Genomic DNA, 24,466 nt, shown 5'->3' on the forward strand with positions numbered 1-24,466 from the left:
ACACTTATAAATATTCTTATCCGGCCCACCTGCTGGCGACCGGTTCTGGTCACACCGAGCTGTTCAGCGGTTGCTGGGGCAGCTCTTCCCCGGGGTGGCGCTGCAAGAAACAGCCCCATCCGCTTGATCTGGTATCCGACTGGGTCAGTATAGTTTGTCAGAGCTACGTTACCCTTAGCTATTGGCTATAGGGATAAGTTCGACCCTGAACTTCCAGTTAAATTCCAATCACTTCACGGGCGCTGGCACAGGGTGCCAACGCGTAACCGGAAGTTGCCTAGCCAATCATCAGGCCAGACTCTTACTGACAATCTCGTAACTGTCTTTGGACAACTCACCGGCCATGATTCGCTCCAACTGGGCGCGCATCAGCGCCTGACGGCGGCTGTCGTAACGTTTCCAGCGGGTCAGCGGAGTCAACAACCTTGAGGCGATCTGCGGATTGAGTTTATCCAACGCGATCACCTGATCTGCCAGGAACCGGTAGCCTTCTCCGTCGGCTCGATGGAACTGTACGGCATTCTGACCACAGAAGGCGCCGATGAGTGCCCGAACCCGATTTGGGTTGGTCAAATCAAACAGGGGTTGAGCCATCAACGCCTTAACCTGGGTCAAACTATCGTCCCGAGGTGAGGTTGCCTGCACGCTAAGCCACTGGTTGACCACCAACGGGTCCTGTTGCCATTGCTGATAGAACTCGGACAAAGCCTGCTGCCGTTCGGCTTCAAAGCCTGAATGAGCGATCAGCGACAATGCCGCCAGCTGATCGGTCATGTTGTCGGCGCTGGCAAACTGATGCTGAGCCAGCACCAGAATACGCGGCTGCTCCAGTGTCATCAGGTAGGACAACGCCGCATTCTGCAGGCTGCGACGAGCGATCGCCTCGGCGCTGAGTTGATAGTCGCCTTCGCTGCGATTGTGGCGATAAGCGTCCATCAGCAACCCTTGCAGCGCCTGGGCCAACTCCCGCTTCACAAACTCGCGTACCAGGTGAATCGCTTCGGGGTCGATCACCTCGGCCAGCTCCGCCAGATAGGCTTCGCTGGGCAGTAGCAACAGTTTGGCCACCATCGCCGGGTCCAGGCTACGATCCGACAGCACCTTGGTGTAGGCCTCAACCAACGACCGATCCAGCACCAGTTCACGACCCTGCTGGTAATCGGCGATCAGTCCCTGCATCAGGTCGACCGCCAACCGCTGGGCCGCATCCCAGCGGTTAAAGCCGTCCGAGTCATGGGCCATCAGGAATACCAACTGCTCGGCGCTGTAGGGGTAGCGCAGCTTAACCGGGGCCGAGAAACCACGCAGCAACGACGGCAGCGGGCGGCTGTCGATCCCTTCGAAGACAAATTCCTGCTCGGCCTCGGTCAGATGCAGGGTTTGGCTGGTCTGGCCGTTACCAAGATTCAGGTCATTACCCTGCTCATCCAACAGGCCAACGACAAGCGGAATATGGAAGGGGAGCTTGGTATCACTCTCCGGCGTGGCCGGGCAGTGTTGCCGAGCTCGGAGCACGTAGCGGCGCCGCTCGGCATCGTAATCGTCACTGACTTCAACCACCGGGGTGCCGGCCTGGGAGTACCAGCGACGGAACTGCCCCAGATCGACGCCTGAAGCGTCCTCCATCGCCTGAACAAAGTCATCGGTGGTCACCGCCTGACCGTCGTGTCGGTCAAAGTACAGATCCGATCCTTTACGGAACCCTTCCGCCCCCAACAGGGTATGGATCATCCGTACCACCTCGGCACCCTTCTCGTAAACGGTCAGGGTGTAAAAGTTGGAGATCTCGATATAGCTGGCCGGACGTACCGGATGGGCCATAGGACCGGCATCTTCGGCGAACTGGGCGGTTCGCAGAAGTGATACATCTTCGATCCGTTTGACGGTACGCGAGCCCATGTCGGCGGAGAACTCGGCATCACGGAATACCGTAAAGCCTTCCTTGAGGCTGAGCTGGAACCAGTCACGACAGGTAACCCGGTTACCGGACCAGTTGTGGAAATACTCGTGCCCGACGATCCCCTCGATCCGCTGGAAGCCGGCATCGGTGGTGGTGGCCGGGTTGGCCAGCACGCAGGAGGAGTTAAAGATATTCAGCCCCTTATTCTCCATCGCCCCCATATTGAAATGGTCGACGGCAACGATCATGAAGATATCCAGATCGTACTCCCGGCCGTATACCTTCTCGTCCCAGGTCATGGAGCGTTTCAGCGAGGCCAGCGCGTGGTCGCACTTATCCAGGTTCTGCGGTTCCACAAACAACCGCAGCGCGACCTCACGGCCGCTCTGGGTGGTAAAACTGTCGTCGACCTGCTCCAGCTTGCCGGCCACCAGGGCAAACAGATAGGCCGGTTTCTTGAACGGGTCTTCCCAACGGCACCAGTGACGGCCATCCGGCTGCTCGCCTTGATCCACCGGGTTACCGTTAGACAGCAATACCGGATAATCCTGCCGGCTGGCGACGATGGTGGTGGTGAACACCGACATCACATCGGGACGGTCGAGATAGAAGGTGATCTTGCGAAAGCCCTCCGCCTCGCACTGGGTGCAGAACATGCCGTTGGATTTGTACAAACCTTCTAGGGAGGTGTTCTCCTGCGGCCTGATCAAGGTGACACATTCCAGCACGAAGCTGTCCGGCAGCTGAGCAATGGTCAGGGATTCATCGTTACGCTGGTAATCGCTTTCGGCCAGGTCTTCACCGTCCAGTTGCAGTCGCCGCAGCACCAGTGATGAATCGCCGTGCAGCTGCAACGCCGCGTCGTTTTCATCACTGTCGGGATTACGCCGCATACTGAGCCGGGACTTGACCAGGGAGGCCTTTTCACCGAGTTCGAAGTGAAGCTCGGTGCGATCGATCAAAAACGGCGGGACGCGATAATCTTTTAGGTGGATAGCTCTGGGATTGTCCTTGCTCATGCGCTCTTAACTCGGCTGTGGAAAATGGTAGCGGGTATCATCGGGCCAGAAGCCGGCCCTCCGCTAACAGGTAGTTGCAGGTATAGTACAGATTCAACTCAGGCGTAGAAGTCGACCTGATAGGCCCCGAACTTGCGAATATTGATCACCCCGGTATCGAGGATCAGGTACTGGCCCTTAATGCCCTGAAGTACGCCTTCGACCACGGCTTGCTTGTCAAAGTTCAGCGAACTGACCTTGCTGGGATATTGGCTGACCGGATAGTTCAGCTCGACCGGGGCTACCTGGGTCAGCGGTTGCACCGCCGCCTCACCGTACTGCTGCTGCAGCTCGGCAACGCCCTCGGCACAGAGGCTGAACAGCCGCTCCCGTTCGGCCACCAGGTCGAGTCTTTCAACCTGCCCCTTGAGCATCGCACGCCAGTTGGTGCGGTCGGCCACATGGTTCTTGTAGAGGATCTCCACCAGACCGGAGCGGTAGCGGCTGTCGACCCGGAAGATCGGCAACGCCTGGATTGCACCCTGGTCGATCCAGCGGGTCGGCACCTGGCTGGCGCGGGTGATGCCGACCTTCAGTCCCGAGGAGTTGGCCAGGTAGACCACGTGTTCGGTCATGCAGTTGCGCTGCCCCCAGTCGGCATCGCGGCAGGTGCCGGCGTCGAAGTGGCACTTCTCCGGACTGACGATACAGCTGTCACACTGGGGTAATTTCTTGAAACAGGGGTAACAGTATCCCTGGTTGAAGCTCTTGCGGGTCGCACGACCACAATGCTGGCAGTGAATCTCGCCCTGGTAGACCAGTCGGATCGGTCGCCCGATCAACGGATTGAGGGCGAACTCCTGCTGGTCCAGCGGCAGCCAGTAGTGGCAGGGGGACTCGGCATCACTGCCCGGGGCGGTCCGCATCTTGGCCAGATGGCCGCTGCCCTGCAGCGACAGTTCGGTGGCAAACAACTCCATCATCCGTTCGGTAAAATCTTGACGATATCTTCGGTGCTCTGGCTAGGGCTATGATTCGAGCCGTCGGACTTCTTGCGGGAGATGTAGCCCACCCGCTCCTCCTCCGGTACGTGCTGCTCGTCGTAGGCGATCACCGCCTGCAAGCAGGCCTCTCTTTCCTCATCCGTCAGGCGCCGACCGTCGGCCCACTTACCCAGCTCAACCGCAGTCTTCATGGTGGCGTGGATTTCTGGGGTCATCGATTTCAACAGTTCTTCAAAGGTCATAGTGGCTACCTGTGATCGGTTAACGGATTGCAACGGGGCTGCCGATCATACCATATTCACCCATCATCGCCGTCACGATGACGCCACGATCAACCCCATCTATACTCTGCACGCGACACCCGGGACTAGTCGCAGATTCCTTCAGCCGTCCCTGATTCATCCATCAATGGAGACCCTATGAACGACAACGACCGTATCCAGCTTGAAGCCGCCGCCTTTCGCGGCCTGATCGCGCACCTGCAGGAGCGCAAAGACGTACAGAACATCGACCTGATGAACCTGGCCGGCTTCTGCCGCAACTGCCTGTCCAAGTGGTTGTTGGCCGCCGCCGACGAGCGGGGTGTCGAGCTCACCAAGGATGAAGCGCTGGAGCAGGTCTACGGCATGAGCTATGCGGACTGGAAGGCCAACCATCAGGCCCCCGCCAGCCAGGAACAGATGGATAAATTCGAAACCACCAAGCCGTTGCACGCCAAGATCAGCGGTCACCGTTAATCAGCCTGCCGAGCGCCTGAACGCCGCTTTTGCCAGGCCCCAGGGCTACTGAAAGGCCTTGACCCGTTCGCTGGTCTGCGGATGGGTCTGCAGGTAACGCTGAACCCCCTGCTCCTCTTCATCCCGACCGCTCTGCTGCGCCAACCGATTCATCAGATCCGCAAACCGTCGCGGTGGAATCTGATGGCGTTGCAAGTAATCCAGCGCAAAGCGGTCCGACTCGCGCTCGTGTTCGCGCGAATAGGCCAACTCGGCAAACAGGATCGGCAGCCCGAGCACCAGATCGGCGGTGCCACTGGCATCGCCGGTAATCAGCGCCAACACAAACAGGAACATCGAATTCTGGATGATCCGCCGCAACCCGTGACGGTGCGCCACATGGCCGATTTCGTGGGCCAGAATCGCGGTCAGTTCATCATCGTGTTCCGCCAACCGCACCAACCCATCGGTGAAGATGATGGTACCGTCGGGCAGCGCGAACGCGTTGGCGCCGATCGCCTCACTATGACGGAAGATCACCCTGAGCCCCAGGTCGGCATATTCCGTCAACGCCGGCTCAAAATGTTGCCGCAACTGCTGCTGCCGTCGATCATCCAATTGACTCGGTTCGAGCCAGTATTGATCGAACAGCGCCAGGGTCTGCTCGGAGGTCTGATCCAGCAGTGACTGGGGCAGCGCTTTGGCCAGCTGCTGCGACAGATAGGGCACGCCGTAGTTCACCGTGCCCCAGACACTGACCACCACCAGAACCAGCGTCAGCGCCACAAAACGCCAGTTCGCTTCGAGTCGATGGATCAGTCCCTGAGTCAGACCCGGACGGAAGCGGCTCAACCACTGGTCAACGGTCTCATTCTCAAGGGTCTCGATACGCTGCCCCTCAGGAAGATCCAGATAGCGGGGACTATTGGCCAGGCGGTCACTGACGGTAATCTCGTTCTGGTCAAGACGGGCCAGCACCCGCTCCTCCGCTTGAGCGATAATCTCCACCCGACCGTCCGGGTACAGGGCTATTCGAACCGACGTGCGGGAGGAACCGCTACCGTCGAAATAGTCACCGTCCAACTGCAGCCAGGGAGCGGAACTCACACACCGAACTCCACATCGAACACTTCACCCAGCTCCTCACCCAACGCAGAGACTTCCTGCTCCTGGGCCACGACAAAGTGATCCAGATCCTGTTCGGCCCGGAGTTCCAGATGCTCGGCCTTGTAGCTGGCCAACCGAACCAATGCCCAGGGCAGATAGAGCCCCAGGGTGCATAGGGTCAACACACCGTTGATCAGGGTCAGGCGGAAAAACGAACCATCGCGCCAGGTGCTGGAGAAACTCACCCCGGCATCGGCGACCTCGGTTTGGTTAAACAGCAGATTGTTGGTGCGGACCGCGACAAAAACATACAGATAGAAATAGGCCACGGCCATCACGAAGGGGGGAATAACCGGAAGCACCGTAGCGACCCCGAACATCAGTGCGCTACCGATAAGGATGATCAGCAGGGCTTTAACATAGATCAGATAAAACGCCTTGCCACAGGGTTCGAGGGTAAAGCGACTGGTTCCAAAGCGGGTATTGTTGATTACAAACTGCATCTGCTTATAGATCACCACAGGCATCAAAATGCCGGCGATCAGCACGCCAATCGGCAGCAGAATAAACAAATACTCCGGTTGTTTAATCAGCGCAAACCATGCCAAAGGTCCCACACACAAAAAACCGATAGCGGGCCAGAAAACAAAGGCCTTGGCCGCCTCCCAAACCGTCCCATCAAACCCGAACCGGACATTGCGCCACGCCGTCATGCGGCGACTGAAACGCAACGAGCGCACCACAATCCAGGGCAGGACGATCACAAACAGCAGGGCCATCGCCGCACCGACCATCGGATTAAACTCGGACGCCAGCGAATAGATCACGAACACCGCCACCGCGATCAGTCGCCCTTTCAGAATCGTCAGCGGTTTCGCCAGATAGGCGAATCGACTACCGTCCAGCTCGGTATGACCATGAAAATACTGCGCATTCCGCACCTTGGCCCAGGCACTGTAGATCCCCAGGGTGGCGATGGTCAGCAGCAGGTTGACGATCCAGATCCGGAAATACTCAGCTCCCTGTCCGTGAAAACTCAGCGCATAAGAGGTTCCGCTTCGGTGTCGGATGCTCGATGATTCGTTTTGACTGGTTTCTCGATAGAACGGATCGTAACCATCATCATCGGTAGCCTCGTGCCGCTGCGGGTTGGATGACCCGACCGCTGCCGCAGTTGCCGTCTCAGGCTCGGCATTCACCGCCGCGTGCGTGGAGTTCTGTTCGCCGGAGTTGGACCTGGTCGGAGTGCTGGTGATGTCGTTCTGACTTTCGTCAACGGTTTCGTTCCCGGCAACCGACGGCTGCCGACGCCGGAACGCGACGACGCCGATCCGAGCCAGCCGGTCCAGATAGCGGTTGACGGATTCCTCATCGAGATCCTTTTTAATGACCCGTTTGCCCTGCGCTAAGATCTGCCTGGCAAGCGTTTCCTCGATAGAAAAAAGTTGAGCGAAGTCGCGCTGAACCTGCGCCGGGTCGAAGCCATCAACAACGTCGCCGCTGATGACCACACTGAAAGTTGCATCGGACATATCCCTTTCCCTGTTTTCACATCCCTATGTGTGTTGCTGATTATGCCTCAAACCTGCTTGAGTACAACCGGCCCGGTCACTCCTGCTGATAGCGGTAGGGTAGCCCCTTCCCAAGCCTTGAATCATCATCGCTTTCGGGAAGTCGGGAGACGGCCCGGGACAACGGCAAGTGGCTATCGCGCATCAACCGTCTCAATACCTTGCCGACCTGGCTCTTGGGTATTTCATGACGAAACTCTACCTGCGAGGGCACCTTGTAGCCGCTAAGCCGTTCGCGACAGTAATCGCGCAGCTGCTGCACACTCAGCAACGGATTGCTGGCCACGACAAAGAGTTTCACCTGCTCGCCACTGACCGGATCGGGAACACCGATCACCACACAATCCTCAACGTCCGGATGCGCCCGCACCACCGTCTCGACTTCGTTGGGGTAAACGCTGAAACCCGAGACATTGATCATGTCCTTCTTGCGATCGATCACGGTCAGATAACCCTGCGCATCGAGCCGCACAATATCTCCGGTACGCAGCCAGCCCTGCTCATCCAAGACGGCCGCCGTTTCCTCCGCTTGCCGCCAGTAGCCCTGCATCACCTGGGGGCCCCTGACGCACAATTCACCACAGCCGCTGACCGGCACCTCCATTCCCTCCTCATCCAGCAGCCGGATCTCGGTCGCGGCGATCGGCTTGCCGATGCTTCCCGTTTTGATGGCATCGGGCGGGTTCACGCTGATGATCGGTGAGGTTTCGGTCAGACCATAGCCTTCCAGGATGCCGGTGTCGGTCAGCGTCTGCCACTGTTCCGCCACGGACGGATTCAGCGACATGCCACCGGATAGCGTCCATTTCAGATCGGACCAGCTTAGCTTGTCGAATCCCGGCTCTTTGATCAGCTCGGCAAACAGGGTGTTGAGGCCGATAAACAGGGTCGGCCGACAGCGACGCAGCTGACGGACGAAATCACCAAGATCCCTCGGATTGGTAATCAACACCACCTCCGCGCCTATCTCGATCATCAACAGGCAACTGACGGTCAGCGAATAGATATGATAGAGCGGCAACGGCGCCACCAGCACCTCGTGCCCCGGCTGGGTTTCCTGTTCCAGCAGGCTGCGGACCTGGATCAGGTTGGCGAGCAGGTTGCGATGGCTCAGACAGGCGCCTTTCGGCCGTCCCGTGGTACCGCCGGTATACTGCAGCAGCGCCAGGTCGTCCAATTGCATTGGAGGTGGTGTATAGGGCTGGCGACTGCCCGCCTGCATCGCCTCGACATAGTCGATCGCGTCGGGCAACGAGTAGGCCGGCACCATCTTTTTCAGATACCGGACCGAGACGTTGACCAGTGCCCGCTTCAAAGGCGGCAGAGCGTCTCCCAGCTCGGTAACAATCAGGCACTCGATATCGGTCTGTTCGAGAATCCCCTCGACTTTATCGGCGGCATTAGCCAATACCACCAATCCACGGGCTCCTGAATCGCGCAGTTGATGCGCCAACTCCACGGGACAGTTAAGCGGATTGAGATTGACCACCACCAAACCGGCACGCAACGCGCCCAGCAACACCACCGGATACTGGATCAGATTGGGCAATTCGATGGCGAACCGGTCACCTGGCTCAAGGGGGGTACAGTGCTGCAGATAGGCTGCAAAATCACGCGCCTGCTGATCCAGCTGGCGGTAGGTGATGGAGGTGCCCAGGTTGCTGAACGCGGGTCGATCCGGATAGCGTCGACTACTGCGCTCGAGCACATCGACCAAGCTGGTCATTCCCTGATAATCGATTCTATCGCCGGCCGCACCGAAGTCATCGACTCGCTGCGGGCCTGACTGTTCGTGCTCTGCGCACGGATCCTTGCGTTGCTTAGCCGCCTGCACATCTACTCCATCAAACTATAGTCGCATAGTTATACTAAGGTTGTACTCGCGATCCATAGCGAGGTCAACCCTTAGTGGAGTTTCGACAAGCGTAAGAATTTGAAGACGATTTTCGTGGCTATTGCCGCTTAGTCCGAGGCCTCATGCGGTACTCCCTCGACGAACACCTGCATCTCCCCCGCTTCCATCCGATGCCAGGTTTCATTATCGGTCAGCGGCTCGGTGGCGATGACCGTCACCACATCGTTGGGTTGGGTCTCTTTGCAGAAATCCACCACCAGGTCGTCATCCTTCAGCGACGCCTCGCCGAAAGGTGCCCGTCGGGTAATCCAGGTCAGTTTGGTGGTGCAATAGGCGAACAGGTGGTGCGAGTCGGTCAGCAACATGTTGTAGACCCCCAGCTCGCGCAGTTGATCACAGTGCCGCTGAATAAAGCCGCAAAGCTCTTCGATCGGCGGCGGGCTGTCGTAGCAATCGCGTAATTTTCCCAGCAGCCAGCACATGGCGTATTCGCTGTCGGTGGTACCCACCGGACGGTAGAACCCCAACGGCCAGTCGAAGAGCGTCTTATCCAATTGACCGTTATGGGCAAAGGTCCAGTGCTGCCCCCAGAGCTCGCGGCTGAACGGGTGCGTATTCTCCAGATTGATCTTGCCCACGTTGGCTTGCCGGATATGGCTGATCACCACATGGCTCTTTATCGGATGCTCACGGACCAGTTGAGCGATACGCGAACAGGAGCTGGGCTCCGGATCATGGAAGCTGCGAACCCCCTTACCCTCATAAAACGCGATCCCCCAGCCGTCGCGGTGCGGACCGGTCTGGCCCCCTCGCTGCATCAAACCGGCAAAACTGAAACAGATATCGGTGGGGACATTGGCGCTCATGCCGAGCAGTTCGCACATAGCAACTCCTGATCATTGAGTGAATTGCTATCAGATTACTGCAATCGCCGAGTCAGCTGAAGTTTGATGTAGACTTATTGTCAGGCTTCCAACCATCGACCACCGGCACCGACAACCCCCATGGACTATCTGATCCCCGCCATTGAGTTCGCCGTCATCGGCCTGATTCTGCTGGCCCTGTTGCTGCCGCCACGAAAAAAACCGCGCCCCAATCCCAACCCTGATAAGGACAGTTCCGATGAAGGTTGATTCGCGACTCCCCAAGCCGCTAGCCAAGGGTCGATCGATCATTTTGGGATTGATGCTGATCGCGCTGATCAGCGCATGCAGTAACGACCTCAGGCTGCCCCAGGGGATATCGATAGCCTCCCCCGTCGGCAATTATCAAAGCCCGGTGGACTCATCAACCAAGCAACAGGACGAACTTGAGTCGGATACCGAGAGCCAGCCAGCCCCGGAGGACGACTCCTCGCCGCAGACCATCGCGCCGCCACCGGCAGCCTCAGAAGATCCGCAGTAGGATCGCGGCCAGGTAGCCGAGCACAAACTCGTAGAGGCGTCGCCACAGCGGCCTGGCCAACCAGCGTTTCAGACTGACCTGTCGACTGGATTCAAAATCCCGCCTCAGCTGCTGCTCCAACTGCCGACAAAGATGTGGATCGATCACCTCCTGGTTGGCTTCCAGGTTCCAACGCAGATTCCAGTGATCCAGATTGCAGGAGCCAATCGAAACCCAGTCGTCACTTAAACAAACCTTGGAATGATTGAAGCTAGGCCGGTATTCATAGATCTTCACCCCCGCCAGCAGAAGCCGCTGATAGTAGCGCCGTGAAGCAAAAAAGATCCCCGGGTGATCGGACAGATCGCCGGGCAGCAGCAGCCGCACATCCACCCCCCGCCTGGCTGCTCGGCGCAAGGCTCTGCGTATCGACCAGGAAGGCAGAAAATAGGCCGTCACCAACCAGACTCGTTGCTCGGCCTCGTTGATCCGCCGGCGGAAGTTGATTTTGATCTCCTGCTGCTGCGGCCCCTCACAGGTTGAAACCTTCATCAGCCCGCCGCGCTCTGCAGCACGCTCTGTACTGGAATCAAGAACGGTTTGGTTGACGACACCGGCGGCCGCCGGCCCATAGCAGGTATTGCTGAACCGGAACGGGGTGAACAGCAGTTGCTGAGCCCGACACCAGCGCCAGACCCGGGCAAACAACCGTTCCCAATCGGTCACCACCGGTCCTTCGACCCGCAGCATCATCTCGTGCCAGCCGGGCCGACCCTGCTCCGGCAGAAACTCGTCGCACAGCCCCGTGCCGCCAACGAAGGCCACACGTCCATCCACCGCCAATAGCTTGCGATGATCCCGGGCAAAGTTACGGTTCCATTTGTTGACCCGCAGCGGATTGTAGAATGCCAGTTCAACTCCGGCATCGAGCAGCCGTTGCCTGTCTTCGGCGAGCAATCCGCGGCTGCCGAAATCATCCAGCAGAAAGCAGACCTTCAGATTACGCCGGCGCGCCCTCTCCAGGCTGCCGATCAACTCATTCATCACCCGGCCCGAGCTGACCAGATAAAACTCCAGCAGGATACGATCACGGGCCTGCTCGATCGCCTCCAGCATCGCCGGAAAGTAACGCGGCCCACCCACCAGCAGCTGACTGCGATTGGCATCACGCCACGGCCACGGGGCCCGGCGAGATAAAGTGGTCTGATTCAGTTGGCGAGCGAGTGATCCTTTCATCGGCACAATCAGCCATCAAGATCCATGTAACCCTCTAAGGAAGCCTAACAAACCGGCGATAACCACAACGGAAGGCGCCGTTTTAGGACGCCGCCTAGGGAACCTGCGAATAAGTCCTTGCGAGCTTCTGGCTTTCAGCTTGGTTCGCAATCCAGGCGCAGTTTTGAAGCAATGTCTAGACCTTGCGAAAAACTGCAACGCAGAGTGCGGATCAAGCTGAAATCCCCGCAGGGCAAGGCCTGAAGCACACAATTTCGTCGTTACAACCTTTGCTAAGGGCAACGGCCATTAGCTGCAGCTTGCGCCTATAACTTGTGCACTTCAGGCTCTTGCAGAAGCCGCAGAGACTTATTCGCAGGTTCCCTAGTGCTGGTAGTCACCATAGAGTTTGGCGTACAGCCCATCACTTTCAAGCAACTGCTGGTGACTGCCGCTCTCGCAGATGGCGCCGTCCTCAAACACATAAACATGGTCGGCCTGTTTCACCGCACTGAGCCGGTGAGCCACGATCAGGGTCGTACGCCCGGCCAGAAACGTCGCCATCGCCCGGTGCAGTGCGAATTCGGTCTCCGCGTCCAGCGCCGAGGTGGCTTCATCCAGAATCACCACTTTGGGGTCGGTCAGAACCATCCGCGCAATCGCCAAACGCTGCCGCTGACCGCCGGACAGACGAATTCCCTGGCGCCCCACCAGGGTTTCCAAGCCCAGCTCCGTTTGCTCGATAAAGGGTTTCAGCTGTGCCACCTCCAGCGCGTGCCAGAGTTGCGCTTCATCCTGGGGTTGCCCCATCTCCAGATTGGCGCGCACCGTGCCATTGAACAGTGCCGGTTGTTGCAGCACCGTGGCCACATGCTGGCGAACCTTGGCCAAACCGATCTGCTCCACCGGCACGCCATCGAAACGGATCTGCCCCCGGCTGGCGGGATACAGCCCCAGCAGCACCTGGACCAGGGTCGACTTGCCGCCGCCGCTGGCGCCCACCAGCGCGATCTTCTCCCCGGGCCGGATCGACAGGCTGATGCCATTGAGAACATCGACCCCGTCCTGATAGGAAAAATGTACATTTTCCAACTCGATGGCCACGGTCTGCTTCCCGGCAAAGGGGTCCTGCACCTGGGGATACTGCGGTTCTTCGTGCAGCGCCAACAACCGGTTAATCCGTCCCAGCGCGGCATCGGCGGCGTAGTAGCTGTACTGCATCCGCAACAGCTCCTGCACCGGTCCCATCATGAACCAGAGGTAACCGAACACTGCGATCATCTGGCCGATGCTCAGACTCGACAGCATCACCATCATCATCGCCACGGCCCGGAACAGGTCGAAGCCGACCAGGAACACCACAAAGCTGAGTCGATTGGCCGCGTCCGAGCGCCATTCGAACGCGCAGGAGTGCTGGCGTACCTGGTCGGCGCTATCCACCAGCCGCGCCAGGTAGTGACGCTCGCGGTTGCCGGCCCGGATCTGCTGGATCGCATCCAGAGTTTCGGTCAGGGTTTCCTGGAAGATCTCATAGGCACTGTTCTCGCGCCGCTTGAGCCGTTTCACCTGCCGCCCGATCCGCATCGTGATCCAGATCACCAGCGGATTCATAAACAGGATGAACAACGCCAGCTGCCAGTGCAGCCACAACAGCACGCCGGCGGTACCGATAATACTGAGGCTGGCCACCAGTAGTTTGCTGACCGATTCGCCGACAAAACGGTCGATGGTGTCCAGATCGGTGACAAAGTGGGAACTGACTGCACCGCTGCCGAGGGTCTCGTACTCGGCCATCGAGATCCGCTGCAACCGGGTCAGCATCCCTTTGCGCATCCGGAAGATGATGTCTTTGGAGATAATGGTGAACTGGCGCCCCTGCCAGACGTTGAACACCAGCGCCATAATCCGCAGCAGCACCGTCAACCCCAGCACCGCAAAGATATACAGCGCCGGCGAGCGCCAATCACTCGGGAACAGGCCATCGATGGTCGCCACCATTGCGCCCGGTTGCTGCAGCAGAACCTCGTCGACCAGCAACGGCATCAACAACGGTAAGGGGACCGCCGCCAGGGCCGCCGCGATGGCCACCAGATTGGCCAGCACCAGCTCGCGCTTATGCTGGCGGGCGACTTCGAGGATAAAACTCCAGTCGTACCGGCTCACCGGGGTTGCCGGTTCGGTTTCAGGCTTGGACGCGGAATTCGGCATCAACCATCGATCTCCAGTGCTCTCTCGTCGAAAGAGTCAACGACGAGGCCAGGGGTAGAGGATCGGAGTCGCGGTTAGTTTTTCGGGCTACCGGCACAGCGGGCCGAATCGGGCACCTGTCCCCCCTTGGCCTGCCACTCCTCGGCACTGAAGGCGTGGATGACCAGGGCGTGAACCGGCCCATCCAGCTCCTCACGCAGCAAGCCGTAGACCAGCTGATGACGGGCTACTGGACGCTTACCGACAAAATCATCGGAGACCAGGGTCAGTTTGAAATGGCTGTCGGTGGCCGGGCCACTGTGCATGTGGCTCTCATTATCGATGGCCAGATGAATCAGGTTCAGGCCTGCGCGGAGTTTCTGTTCGATCGTCGACTGCATAGATACCTCGTAATCTTATCCGCCGGCGGCCGCGCTACCAATCAGCGCCCCGGCTAACCCAAGCATAGCCGACCGGACAAAGCGCTGATTGTAGGCAGATAACAACGGCGAGAACAGCCGGATCCGCTATTTCTCCGACTTCCCTGCATCCTGGGGATGTCGCTCCAATCGGTTGAAATGGCGATGGATACGTCGTGTCGCCGCCCAGATCACCAACATCACCAGCGGGATCGACGCCAGCGTGGCCATCTCCGCATTGATCGGCACGCCCAGCTTATCCAGCAGTTCAAAGCCCAACTGCAGGATGCTGATCAGGTAGTAGCTGATCGCCACCACCGACAGCCCTTCAACGGTCTGCTGCATCAGCAGCTGAATCTTGCCGCGCCGATCCAGCGAGCTCATCAGCCCCTGATTCTGCTCCTCCAGGGTCAACTGTACCCGGGTCCGCAGCAGCCGGCTGGCCCGGTCAATTCGGGTCGACAGGTCATCCAGCATCCGGCCGGTAGACTCACAGGTACGCACCGCCGGAGTCAGTCGGCGTACCAGAAATTCATTCAGGGTCAGGTGACCGGCCACTTCCCGGTCCAGTTCGCGCAGCACTTCCAGCCGCTGCTCCACCACTTGGTGATAGGCCTTGGTGGCGGAAAAACGGTAGTTGCTGCGGGCGCGGAAACCCTCCACTTTGGCCGCCATCGATGACAACCGATCCAGCAGCTCGCGCTCCCCTTCCGGACTGTCCAGATCGGCGATCTCGCGCATCACCGCTTCGAGCTGATCATCCAGTGACTCCAGCTGCGGTTGGATCTCCCGCGCCAGCGGCAGCCCCAGGGAGGCCATCAAGCGGTAGGTTTCCAGCTCGATAAAGCGCTGTGCCATCCGTCCCAGCTGTGACTCACTCAGGCCACGGTTATACAGAATAAAACGCCCGAAGCCGTCGCTGTGAAGTCGGAAGGTGGTCCACACCGAAGCTTTACCATTGGCCGGTTGCGAACCGACTAAACGCAGATTCTCAAAGTAGCCGGCCACCTGCTCAACCGGCGGTTCCGGTTTGGTAGTTACATCTTCAATCAGCATATGGAAGGCCGCCACCACCGAGCCCGGAAGCTGCGCCAGCCAATCCGGTGGCAGCAGGTCAACGGCGTTGTGGGCGAACGGCATCCCCTGCTGTTCCCCTTTGCGGATAAAGGTGTAGCCGGAAAACTCGGTATGCCGCTCCCAACGCAGCTCGAACAGTCCGAAATCCTGATGGTAGCAAGGCATATTGGCGGTGGGTGCGGTCACCTGATAGCGGTCGCACAGTGCGGTCAGGAGCTCCAGCTCACGCTGCTGATCCTTGCCGCCATGCTTGATCGCAATATGGGTCAGCTGCGACGGTGAAGGCAGAATCCGATAGGGTCGACTGTGCAACTCGTTATAGAGCCCTTCGCGCAACGGATGGGGCTGTAACGGCCCCTGCCCCAGCTTAAATGACGGCGCTGTCTCAACGGTTTCGAGCCGCTGAGTCGCCGGTGGCGTGTTTGACATGAATATATCCCCAAAAATGTTGTGCAGGCATATATAGCATCCGACGAAAGTCTTAGAAACTACCTATCACGGTCATTTTATGTAACCAACCCGGCACTTTGGCACTATTACCCGGTGGACAAATAGGCTTCTGCCTAATTGCCCATCGCCTATCAAAAATCGGCACAGTTGCGCGGAACTGCTTGTTTTTAATAGGCTCGCATTGGCTTTCAGCCAATGATTGATACAAGGATGTATCAATGTATTAACCCGGCGGGTTAATAATCGGGTTACCTCATCAGGGGTATCAAGCGGGCGAGAATCTCGACGCCATCACAGGCCTAAGTTACAGCGAAGCCAGCATCAACGGCTCTCGGGCTGCATCAAAAGCCAAACTCAGCGGCTTCAATTCGAACCACTGCTGCAACAGCTCCTGGCTCAGGGGCTCGGGCCAATGACGGCCCAGCTCATCCCAGGCGCCCAGCTCGTTTTCCAACAGTAACTCCCAGCTGTGCTGGAGCTGGATTGCCAACAACTTCGCCGCGTCCGGCTCGTCGTCATCGGCCTCATCGAGCAGATAAACCCTGCCTTCGGCCTCCAGTGCCGCCATGTCGAGCGGTTGCTCCAGTTCACTGATCTCCGACGGCAAGGCGTTGATCCAATCCAGGTAGGGTTGACGGGGAAGTACCAGTAGCGCCGAGCGATTGAGCAGTTTCATGTGGGTTCCGAACGTTGACTGAAAAAAGCTGATTATAACCGGCAGCGGCAGTATGCTAAGGGGCTTATTCGCAGGTTCCCTAACCTTGAAGACCACCCATACGCCGATCACCGTGCATGAATATTCGCGTTCTTGACAGTCTGCAAACCCGCCAGCAGTGGATCGAATTCTGCCGCCGCGAACAGCCTTACTGTTTTGTACGCCAACCCGATGTGCTGGTGGATTTTCAGAGCAACCACCTACAGCTGACGCTGCTGAACCGTCAGGTACGCCATGGCCAGCAGGCCCTCAAATACAGCATCGGCTCCCGGACCAGCGTCGCACCGGCCTGGCAGTTTATCAAAGCCTGTCAGTTTGACCTTTGCCGGATGATCGAGCTGCTGCAGCAGCAGGATTTCGACGGCAATGCCCGCGACAACGCCGCGCTGGGGCTGATCCGAAACATCACCATCAGGCAGTTCTTTGCCAAAGAGCGCAGTGTCATCTCCCCCGCATTTCTGGGACCGCTGACCCCGCTGACGTCGGTACCCGAGTTCTGGGACCTGCACAGTTGCTGTCGGTTACTGGCCAATCGGCAGTTCGATGACCTGCGCTGCGACAGCCGCAGCCATCCGAGCCAGGGACCCAACCCTCGTGCGCTGCTGCTGGCCCTGATCGAACAACCGCAACACTGGCAGTTGCAGCAACGCCAGGATCGATTGTATATCTTTAAAGACCAACGGCACCTGTACAGCCTGCGTCCTGATATTGCACCAGAAACAACCGCGGCCGTCGGCGCCCTCGGCCATCAATCCACCCCCTCGTCAGCAATGGAGCTCAGCCCGTGAATCAACCCCAGCATCCCGATAACAGCAACAGCCCGAGTTCGTGGTATCAACAGATGGGTCAGATGGTCGAGCAACTCGGGGCTGATGGGTTTTTCGCCGCCATGTTCGATGCACTCTCATCCCAGCTGTCATTCGATCACCCCCAGGTCTGGCTGTTCCGTAGTGATAAACTGCCGGCGCTGCTGTATCACGCCATCGCTCGGGGCGACCGCGAGGTACAGATCGACGGCTATATCGCCGGCGCCTACCGCCAGGACCCGTTCTACCGTCAGGGCCGCAGCGGTGCCGATGGCCTGTTCCGAATCACCGAAATTGGAGCCAACCAGTTCAAGCAAAGCGAGCGCTACGCCGGCTACTTTTCCCAGATGAACGTCTGTGACGAAGTGGGCTACCTCTATGAGCTGGGCGAAGGCACCTTTATCAATCTGACCCTGCAGCGACGTCAGCACGGCGATCGGTTCAGCGATGAGGAACTGAGTTTCCTGCATCGGGCCGAGCCACTGATTCGAGCGCTAACCGAGAAACACTGGAGCCTTTATCGCGAGCAGCTCAGCAGCCAGAATGAGCTGGAAGACAGCATCGAACGGGCAATCCGGCTGTTCGGCTCCTCGGTGCTGACCGAGCGCGAGCACCAGACCCTGCAGCTGATGCTGCGCGGTTACAGCTCCCAATCTGCCGCCGAGCGGCTGGAGATCTCAATCGAAACCCTGCGTCGCCACCGCAAGCATATCTACCAGAAGCTCGACATCGGCTCCCAGGCCGAACTGTTTTCGCTGTTTATCAACTGCCTGCCCTACCTGCCCACCGATGCCGACGGCGACCCGCTGGTACCCTATCAATCCCCCCAATCCAGCGAACCTTAAGGAACCAGTTTTTCGCAAGGTCTGGACATTCCTTCAAAGTTGCGTCTGGATTACGACCAGGCAGAAAGCCAGAAGCTAGCAAGGACTTATTCGCAGGTTCCCTAACGACTGGCACCATCGACTGACCCGTTTAGGGCATACGCACTAACAGGCCGCGGCGATAGGCTATGGAAGCTAGCCACGATTCCGGTCGTGCACGGCAACCGGCACCAACGCCTATTTACAGCGGAGAACAGAACATGGGGCAACCCGATCCGAGCCTGGGCTGGCATCACGCACAGCAGTTCCTCAGCGAAAACCCTGATCTGGAGCTAATCGAGGTCTTGCTGACCGATCTCAATGGCACCCAACGGGGCAAGTGGATCGAACCTCACAAGCTCGACAAGCTGTTCCAGTGGGATTTCAAGATGCCGCTGAGTGCGGTGATGCCGGACATCTGGGGCCGCGATATCGAGCCGTTGTGCGATCGCACCGGCGATGCCGACGGTCTGATCAAACCGATTGTGTCGACACTGAAGCGCGAGCCCTGGCTGCCACGCCCCACCGCGCAGATGATGATGTCGATGGTGCAGCAGGACGGCTCTCCCTGGGGCTGTGATCCTCGCGTGGTCCTGGAGCAGGTATTGGCGCGCTACCAGGAACGGGGCTGGACCCCGGTGATGGCACCGGAGCTGGAGTTCTACCTGTTCCAGAGCCAGCGCGGCGATCAGGGCCAACCGCTACTGCCTTCCACCAGTCTGCACGGTGACTGCCAGATCGGCGGCCAGGTCTACAGCACCGAGATGCTGCAGGACAGTGCCGAATTGCTACACGAGATTCGCCAGTCCTGTAACGAGATGGGACTGCCGTTGGACGGCCTGGTTAAGGAGTTGTCCGCCGGACAGTTTGAACTCAACATGTTCCACCAGCAGGATCCGTTGAAGGTGGCCGACGATGTACAGTCCCTCAAGCGCTTGATCAAAGGAGTTGCACGCAAGCACGACCGCACGGCCTCCTTTATCGCTAAACCCGCTGCCGAGTTGGCCGGTAACGGTATGCACGTTCATGTCAGCCTGCTGGATGCCGACGGCAACAACCTGTTCGACGACGGCACCGACCAGGGTAGCGAGCTGCTCCGCCATGCCGTGGCCGGTCTGGCTCAAACACTGCCGGAGTCGGTCCTGCTGTTGGCGCCCCATCTGAATTCATACCGCCGGATGGGTGGGGTCCACACCCCCAAGGTGGCCTCCTGGGGCTATGAAAACCGTAACGCCAGCCTGCGTATTCCCAACGGTGCCGCAGCAGCACGCCGAATCGAATATCGTCTTGCCGGCGCCGACAGCAATATCTATCTGCTGCTGGCCACCATGTTGGCCGGGGTGCTCTACGGCATCGACAACCAACTGCAACCGGAAGCGCCGTCACAGGATTTTGAAAGTAGCCAAAACAGTAAGATCAAGCTGCCGACCAACTGGTACAGCGCACTGGAGCAGTTTGAGCGTTCGGAATTCATGCGTGAATACCTCGGACGCGACTTTAGCCAGGCCTATGCCATCATCAAGCAACGGGAGCAGGACGAGTTCCGCCAGCATATCTCCAAACTGGAGTACGAAACCTACCTGGCGCTGGTCTGAGCCCGGCTCAGACCCGGTAGATTACTGGCGATAATCAACAGCAGCGCCGGGATCTGCATCAGAATGCCGTACAGCAGCACCGCCGCCGACATCTGCGGCTGCTGCAGCACCGCACCGGTGACCAGCAGTGCGGTGCCGGCATTCTGGATTCCCACCTCAATCGCCAGCGTCCGCCCCGCCGCCGCGTCGGCATCCACCAGCTTTGCCAGCCGGTAACCGAGCAACATCGCCAGGGTCGCGATCAGCAGTATCAACGGGGCCAGCAAGCCCAGGTAGGATTCCAGTCGATCCCAGTTGCTCCAACTGATCAACCCGATCACCGCCAGCATAAACACCAGCGCCAGCGCCTTGACCAGCGGCTGGATCCAGAGTGCAAAGGCACTGAAGCGACGCCGCAGCAACATCCCCAAAACCACCGGAAGCAAGGCCATCAGCACCAGTTTCAGCATCGTCGGCAGTACTGGAAACGGCTGATCCAGGGTCCCGGCCTGCCAGAACTCCAACGCCACCGCGGTTCCCAGGGGCAGGCTCAGCGGCACGATCAGACTGCTCAAACCGGTCAGACTGACCGACAGCGCCAGATCACCCCGGCACAGGTGGCTGATCAGATTCGAGGTCGCACCACCAGGGGCCAGCGCGACAATCATCAACCCCACCGCCAACTCGGTCGGCAGCGACCACAGCTGCAGTAGGGCGAACACCAGCAGCGGCAACAGCAACAGCTGCCCGACCAGACCGGCCAGCAACAACCTGGGGCGCTCCAGCAAGCGGCGAAAATCGGCAACGGTCAGGCCCAGGCCCAACCCCAACATCAGGCAGAACAGCGCCGCCGGTAACAGAATTTGCGATAACATCATGGGACGGCAATATAAAAGCTACCTAATGTAAAAGCCATAATTTCTCCCAATCACCAGTGCGAGTGCAACGGTCTACACTCAAGGCTTAGGCCACCGGAGTCAAAGAATGCGAACCACCAAGCAACATCGGCCCAGCCGACTGAAACCAACCTGGGGATACCTGCTCGTTCCCTGCCTGTTGATACTGTCCCAGCCGAGCCAGGCATTTGAACTGAGCCTGATGCCGGGTTACAGCGGTGGCGGTGAGTTCGAGCAGAGCGGCAGCGGTGATCCCGTCGATATCGACGATTCGGCAAACTTCAGTATCATCGCCAGCTTCGAGTCAGAACCCAACAAAGCCTACGAATTGCTCTACAGCCAACAAAACAGCACCCTGCATGACACTTCCGGCAACGACCTGAGTGATATCCGGGTCCACTACCTGCAGGTTGGAGGTCACTATTTTTTCCAGGGCCGCGAGTCCTTGTCCCCCTATGTGTCCGGCGGCATAGGGCTGAGCCTGTTCGAGCCCAAGTCCGGCAGCGATCAACTGTTACGCCCGTCGATGAGCCTGGCGATCGGCTTCAACTGGCAGTTCAGCCAGCAACTGAGCTGGCGAACCGAACTGCGCGGTTACGGTACCCTGGTCAACGATCGCACCCAGATCGCCTGCGGAACCGGATGCAATATCCGGGTTGAGGGAGACCTGCTGACCCAGTGGCAGTTGTCCACCGGTCTGAGCCTTCGCTTCTGACAGCTCCTTAGCCCAACAACTCAGGTGGGCCTCAGGTGGGCGAAGTTGTCTGTATTCTGGCTGAAATCGCCATTGGTCACGCACCCTGCGGCTGGCAAGATCCAGTAATCCCGATAACGTCAATGCCAAAAACAACGCCGACACCGGAGGTCCAGCATGAGCTCTGCCGACAACAGCCCCGTCGAGTGCCCCAGCTTCGAAACCCTTTCCCTCAGCCTTGAGGACGGCATCGCCACTGTCAGTCTGAACAATCCCGATAAAGCCAACGCCATGAGCGCCGCCATGTGGCGCGAGCTGCAACAGTGTTTCGAGTGGGTCGATTCAGAGCCCGGTGCCCGGGTCGCCATCCTGAACGGAGAAGGCAAGCACTTCTGTGCCGGCATCGATATCACCGCCATGGCCGACTTTATTCCCCGCCACACCAAGGACCAGCAACGGATTAACGAACAACTGCGGCTCAACATCAAACGCCTGCAGGGCAACCTGACCGCCATCGAGCGTTGCCGAAAGCCGGTGCTGGCGGCGGTCCAGGGCGCCTGTATCGGAGGGGGCGTGGATATGATCTGCTGCGCTGACATGCGCTACGCCAGCCGCGACGCCTATTTCACCATCAAGGAGATCGACCTGGCATTGACCGCCGATGTCGGCACGCTGCAACGACTACCGCACCTGATCGGCCGCGGCCAGGCCAACGAACTGGCTCTGACCGGTCGTCGCTGCGAGGCAGATGAAGCGCAGCAGCTGGGGCTGGTGAACCGGGTCTACGATGATTCAGCCCAGATGTTGGAGGAGGTTCGTAAGCTGGCCGCCGGTATCGCCGCCAAATCACCGTTGGCGATCCGCGGCACCAAAGAGATGCTGCTCTACAGCCGTGACCACAGTGTGGAAGATGGGCTCAATTACGTCGCCACCTGGAACTCGGCGATGCTGCACCAGCAGGAGATGTTCAAGGCCGCCATGAGCAAGGCTCAAACGCCTGAATTCGAGGACTGACCTGAATTTGAGATCTGATACGGAAGTGCGGAACGCCTAGCCGGCAGAGGTGGGGATAACGCGAAGCCATCACGACGATGGCTTCCGGATAGAACCTGAGGAAAGAACTTATGCCTGGGTTTGCTCGGCTTCCGCGCTCTCGGTCTGCTGCTGTTGCTGCAACTTCTCCTGCTGCTCTTCCCAACGCCCCAGTGCATCGTAGTAATGATCCCAGATACAGGGGCAGCAACCGCCTCCGCAGCATTCGTGACCTTTGGGGCGGACCGGTTTCTCGAGCAGTTCGGGCATGATTTCTCCGTAATCGGTGCTACAAACAGAAGTGATAGATCGCATTTTACCCGATCGGGCCGGTCGGACATAGCGTCGTCCATCAATCCCCGCTATCAGGCTGGACAATATCGATGGCACTATCCACTATTAGCGCCCAGACGGCGCGATAGCCGGAAGACGGAGGATCGATGCAGCTTTCAAGACGTGCCAAAGGCCTGCTGATAACCCTGACCGGGGTCAGCCTGTTGATACCGGATGCGTTGTCCATCCGCTTGGCCGGGCTGGACTCCTGGAGTGTGGTGTTCTGGCGCAGTCTGCTCGGCGGCTTGGTGGTCATGCTGGTGGTGCTGTTGACCCGGCGTCATGAAGGCCCTCTGAAGGCGCTACATCTCAGTCGTCTGGGAATGTTGCTTGTTGCCCTGATCTGTACCGCCAATATCGGCTTTGTGATGGCGATGCACCACACCAAGGCCGCCAATGTGTTGATCATTCTGGCGCTGTCGCCGATGTTCTCAGCGCTGTTCGACCGTCTGCTGTTCCAACTCAGACTGGCGACCCGTACTTGGATAGCGATCTTCAGTTGCCTGATCGGCGTCATCATTCTGGTCATCGACGGCTTGGACGCCGGGACTCAGATGGGCAATCTGATCGCACTGGGTACCGCCTTGCTGATGGGACTGGAGTTTTCATTGATGGGCCAGGTTCAACAGCGCCAAATCTGGCCGGCCCTGTCACTGGCCTACCTGCTCAGCGCCGTGATAGCGGCCTTTATGGTGCCTTCCCTGTCGCTTCAAGGCGCCAACATTCCGATCGTTCTGGCGATGGGACTACTGATCGTGCCCTTCTCTTTCATGCTGATCTGCCTGGGTCCGGGCTATATTCCGGCACCGGAAGTCGCCATCATGCTGCTGCTGGAAACCGTCATGGGGCCTCTGCTGGTCTGGTGGGTGCTGGGAGAGGATCCGGGGCGCTATGCCCTGCTCGGTGGTGCCATCGTGGTCACCACGTTGATCTGCCACGCCATCACCGACCTGCTGCAGGACCGGCGCGAACGTAGAGCCTCGCTCAACAAAGGCTCAACCGGTTAGCAACAAACCCGCCAGAACTTATCCGCGAGCAGTTAACCAGCGCTGGGTTTTCTCCACACACAGCCCCGCCAATGGTAGTTGGCTCAACCGTTGCCAGATATCGGCATCGAGGGCCTCGTCCAGCGCCAGCTCGAGCTGTTGATAAGCACTGCGGCCATCGGCCCGGCGGTACTCGATGTAGACAAACCAGCACTTCCAGCGGGCACCGGCACGATTGCGCCTTTTGCCCAGCGCCCACCAGACATACACCGGCGTGCCACTACCGTGCTGCAACAAGCGATCATCCGGTCGCGATACCGAGGGGTGTTCATCCAAGTCACCGAGATCGTGACCTTGATCGACAATACATTCAGACATGACTAGCTCTCACAGTTATATGAGAACTGACGTATTCAATGATGGGAAACGCTAGGACACCTGTTTGGTTGTCGGTTTCGACCACATCGCCGACTCTCTCCAGTAGATAGTCGGTAACCACCTTGCCCAGGTCGGCAGGTTGGCGAGGACGTCAGCCCTTCTCTTGATGTTGGGTACAAATTGAACAGCAAATCTACCCTCTTTCGGTCTCTCCGACAAGCCTTATCCCAACGACTTTGACTCTTTATTTGGAACGACCGAATCGGGTTCTTATCAACATGAGAAAAGCTAGATATTAGCGGGAGAC

24 protein-coding genes and 1 riboswitch are annotated in these 24,466 nt (G+C 58.6%); of the genes, 9 read left to right on the plus strand and 15 right to left on the minus strand.

Going from position 1 to position 24,466, the window contains the following annotated elements; translation table 11 throughout:
• Positions 1 to 288: 288 nt before the first annotated feature.
• The 3 genes from pepN to ACO05M_RS15080 all read right to left on the minus strand — a co-directional run bounded on the left by pepN (position 289) and on the right by ACO05M_RS15080 (position 4,144).
• On the minus strand, positions 289 to 2,919 hold the full coding sequence (pepN, locus tag ACO05M_RS15070) for an aminopeptidase N (protein ID WP_421864628.1): 2,631 nt from the start codon (positions 2,917 to 2,919) through the stop codon (positions 289 to 291).
• Positions 2,920 to 3,017: 98 nt separating this feature from the next.
• Positions 3,018 to 3,881: a DUF2797 domain-containing protein gene (locus ACO05M_RS15075; RefSeq protein WP_421864631.1), complete on the minus strand. Its 864-nt coding sequence runs from the start codon at positions 3,879 to 3,881 to the stop codon at positions 3,018 to 3,020.
• On the minus strand, positions 3,878 to 4,144 hold the full coding sequence (locus tag ACO05M_RS15080; protein ID WP_421864637.1) for a YeaC family protein: 267 nt from the start codon (positions 4,142 to 4,144) through the stop codon (positions 3,878 to 3,880). Before ACO05M_RS15080 ends, ACO05M_RS15075 begins: the two co-directional genes overlap by 4 nt.
• 177 nt (positions 4,145 to 4,321) lie before the next feature.
• On the opposite strand from ACO05M_RS15080, the gene ACO05M_RS15085 reads away from it, so the two are divergent.
• A complete protein-coding gene (locus tag ACO05M_RS15085; RefSeq protein ID WP_421864639.1) occupies positions 4,322 to 4,639 on the plus strand; it encodes a DUF1244 domain-containing protein in 318 nt (105 codons plus the stop codon).
• Between the two features lie 45 nt (positions 4,640 to 4,684).
• Here the strand turns inward: ACO05M_RS15085 and ACO05M_RS15090 are convergent, their stop codons facing one another.
• From ACO05M_RS15090 to ACO05M_RS15105, 4 genes are all read right to left on the minus strand, one after another.
• Positions 4,685 to 5,725, minus strand: coding sequence for a M48 family metallopeptidase (locus ACO05M_RS15090; RefSeq protein WP_421864642.1), 1,041 nt, complete (start codon positions 5,723 to 5,725; stop codon positions 4,685 to 4,687).
• Complete coding sequence (locus ACO05M_RS15095; protein ID WP_421864644.1) at positions 5,722 to 7,257, minus strand: YjgN family protein; 1,536 nt, start codon at positions 7,255 to 7,257, stop codon at positions 5,722 to 5,724. The genes ACO05M_RS15090 and ACO05M_RS15095 overlap by 4 nt, the downstream gene beginning before the upstream one ends.
• 76 nt (positions 7,258 to 7,333) lie before the next feature.
• Positions 7,334 to 9,130, minus strand: coding sequence for an AMP-binding protein (locus tag ACO05M_RS15100; RefSeq protein WP_421864646.1), 1,797 nt, complete (start codon positions 9,128 to 9,130; stop codon positions 7,334 to 7,336).
• Between the two features lie 128 nt (positions 9,131 to 9,258).
• Entirely contained in the window at positions 9,259 to 10,035 is a 777-nt protein-coding gene (locus ACO05M_RS15105; protein ID WP_421864649.1) for a class II glutamine amidotransferase, read from the minus strand.
• A gap of 120 nt (positions 10,036 to 10,155) precedes the next feature.
• Between ACO05M_RS15105 and ACO05M_RS15110 the strand changes: the two genes are divergently transcribed.
• On the plus strand, positions 10,156 to 10,284 hold the full coding sequence (locus ACO05M_RS15110; RefSeq protein ID WP_421864652.1) for a hypothetical protein: 129 nt from the start codon (positions 10,156 to 10,158) through the stop codon (positions 10,282 to 10,284).
• Positions 10,274 to 10,555 (plus strand): hypothetical protein, encoded by a 282-nt coding sequence (locus tag ACO05M_RS15115; RefSeq protein WP_421864655.1) that lies wholly within the window; start codon positions 10,274 to 10,276, stop codon positions 10,553 to 10,555. The genes ACO05M_RS15110 and ACO05M_RS15115 overlap by 11 nt, the downstream gene beginning before the upstream one ends.
• Here the strand turns inward: ACO05M_RS15115 and ACO05M_RS15120 are convergent.
• From ACO05M_RS15120 to ACO05M_RS15140, 5 genes are all read right to left on the minus strand, one after another.
• A complete protein-coding gene (locus ACO05M_RS15120; RefSeq protein WP_421864657.1) occupies positions 10,538 to 11,770 on the minus strand; it encodes a phospholipase D-like domain-containing protein in 1,233 nt (410 codons plus the stop codon). The genes ACO05M_RS15115 and ACO05M_RS15120 overlap by 18 nt on opposite strands.
• 363 nt (positions 11,771 to 12,133) lie before the next feature.
• A complete protein-coding gene (locus tag ACO05M_RS15125) occupies positions 12,134 to 13,957 on the minus strand; it encodes an ABC transporter ATP-binding protein (RefSeq protein ID WP_421864659.1) in 1,824 nt (607 codons plus the stop codon).
• A gap of 74 nt (positions 13,958 to 14,031) precedes the next feature.
• Positions 14,032 to 14,337: a BolA family protein gene (locus ACO05M_RS15130; RefSeq protein ID WP_421864662.1), complete on the minus strand. Its 306-nt coding sequence runs from the start codon at positions 14,335 to 14,337 to the stop codon at positions 14,032 to 14,034.
• Positions 14,338 to 14,463: 126 nt separating this feature from the next.
• Complete coding sequence (locus ACO05M_RS15135; protein WP_421864664.1) at positions 14,464 to 15,861, minus strand: DUF3422 family protein; 1,398 nt, start codon at positions 15,859 to 15,861, stop codon at positions 14,464 to 14,466.
• A 325-nt stretch (positions 15,862 to 16,186) separates the two neighbouring features.
• Positions 16,187 to 16,558, minus strand: coding sequence for a hypothetical protein (locus ACO05M_RS15140; RefSeq protein ID WP_421864667.1), 372 nt, complete (start codon positions 16,556 to 16,558; stop codon positions 16,187 to 16,189).
• A gap of 116 nt (positions 16,559 to 16,674) precedes the next feature.
• Between ACO05M_RS15140 and ACO05M_RS15145 the strand changes: the two genes are divergently transcribed.
• The 3 genes from ACO05M_RS15145 to ACO05M_RS15155 all read left to right on the plus strand — a co-directional run bounded on the left by ACO05M_RS15145 (position 16,675) and on the right by ACO05M_RS15155 (position 19,861).
• Complete coding sequence (locus ACO05M_RS15145) at positions 16,675 to 17,385, plus strand: hypothetical protein (RefSeq protein WP_421864669.1); 711 nt, start codon at positions 16,675 to 16,677, stop codon at positions 17,383 to 17,385.
• The gene (locus ACO05M_RS15150; RefSeq protein ID WP_421864672.1) at positions 17,382 to 18,248 is read left to right on the plus strand and encodes a helix-turn-helix transcriptional regulator; all 867 of its coding nucleotides are present in this window, start codon (positions 17,382 to 17,384) and stop codon (positions 18,246 to 18,248) included. The genes ACO05M_RS15145 and ACO05M_RS15150 overlap by 4 nt, the downstream gene beginning before the upstream one ends.
• A 167-nt stretch (positions 18,249 to 18,415) precedes the next feature.
• Positions 18,416 to 19,861, plus strand: a complete 1,446-nt coding sequence (locus ACO05M_RS15155; RefSeq protein ID WP_421864674.1) for a glutamine synthetase family protein — start codon at positions 18,416 to 18,418, stop codon at positions 19,859 to 19,861.
• On the opposite strand, the gene ACO05M_RS15160 is transcribed toward ACO05M_RS15155, so the two are convergent.
• Positions 19,843 to 20,718 carry a bile acid:sodium symporter family protein gene (locus ACO05M_RS15160; RefSeq protein ID WP_421864677.1) on the minus strand — a complete coding sequence of 292 codons (876 nt, stop codon included), beginning with the start codon at positions 20,716 to 20,718 and terminating at the stop codon, positions 19,843 to 19,845. The two genes, ACO05M_RS15155 and ACO05M_RS15160, sit on opposite strands and share 19 nt — an antisense overlap.
• Positions 20,719 to 20,824: 106 nt before the next feature.
• On the opposite strand from ACO05M_RS15160, the gene ACO05M_RS15165 reads away from it, so the two are divergent.
• On the plus strand, positions 20,825 to 21,451 hold the full coding sequence (locus tag ACO05M_RS15165; RefSeq protein ID WP_421864680.1) for an outer membrane beta-barrel protein: 627 nt from the start codon (positions 20,825 to 20,827) through the stop codon (positions 21,449 to 21,451).
• A gap of 156 nt (positions 21,452 to 21,607) precedes the next feature.
• Entirely contained in the window at positions 21,608 to 22,444 is an 837-nt protein-coding gene (locus ACO05M_RS15170) for a crotonase/enoyl-CoA hydratase family protein (RefSeq protein ID WP_421864682.1), read from the plus strand.
• 108 nt (positions 22,445 to 22,552) lie between these two features.
• Here the strand turns inward: ACO05M_RS15170 and ACO05M_RS15175 are convergent, their stop codons facing one another.
• Positions 22,553 to 22,732, minus strand: coding sequence for an oxidoreductase-like domain-containing protein (locus tag ACO05M_RS15175; protein WP_421864685.1), 180 nt, complete (start codon positions 22,730 to 22,732; stop codon positions 22,553 to 22,555).
• A 170-nt stretch (positions 22,733 to 22,902) separates the two neighbouring features.
• Between ACO05M_RS15175 and ACO05M_RS15180 the strand changes: the two genes are divergently transcribed.
• Complete coding sequence (locus ACO05M_RS15180; RefSeq protein WP_421864687.1) at positions 22,903 to 23,802, plus strand: DMT family transporter; 900 nt, start codon at positions 22,903 to 22,905, stop codon at positions 23,800 to 23,802.
• 18 nt (positions 23,803 to 23,820) lie between these two features.
• On the opposite strand, the gene ACO05M_RS15185 is transcribed toward ACO05M_RS15180, so the two are convergent.
• Positions 23,821 to 24,159: a hypothetical protein gene (locus ACO05M_RS15185; RefSeq protein WP_421864690.1), complete on the minus strand. Its 339-nt coding sequence runs from the start codon at positions 24,157 to 24,159 to the stop codon at positions 23,821 to 23,823.
• Positions 24,160 to 24,213: 54 nt separating this feature from the next.
• A riboswitch (SAM-I-IV-variant riboswitch) is annotated at positions 24,214 to 24,334 on the minus strand.
• Positions 24,335 to 24,466: the final 132 nt, after the last annotated feature.

This window comes from Motiliproteus sp. (assembly GCF_965230735.1).
Classification (GTDB): Bacteria; Pseudomonadota; Gammaproteobacteria; order Pseudomonadales; family Balneatricaceae; genus Motiliproteus.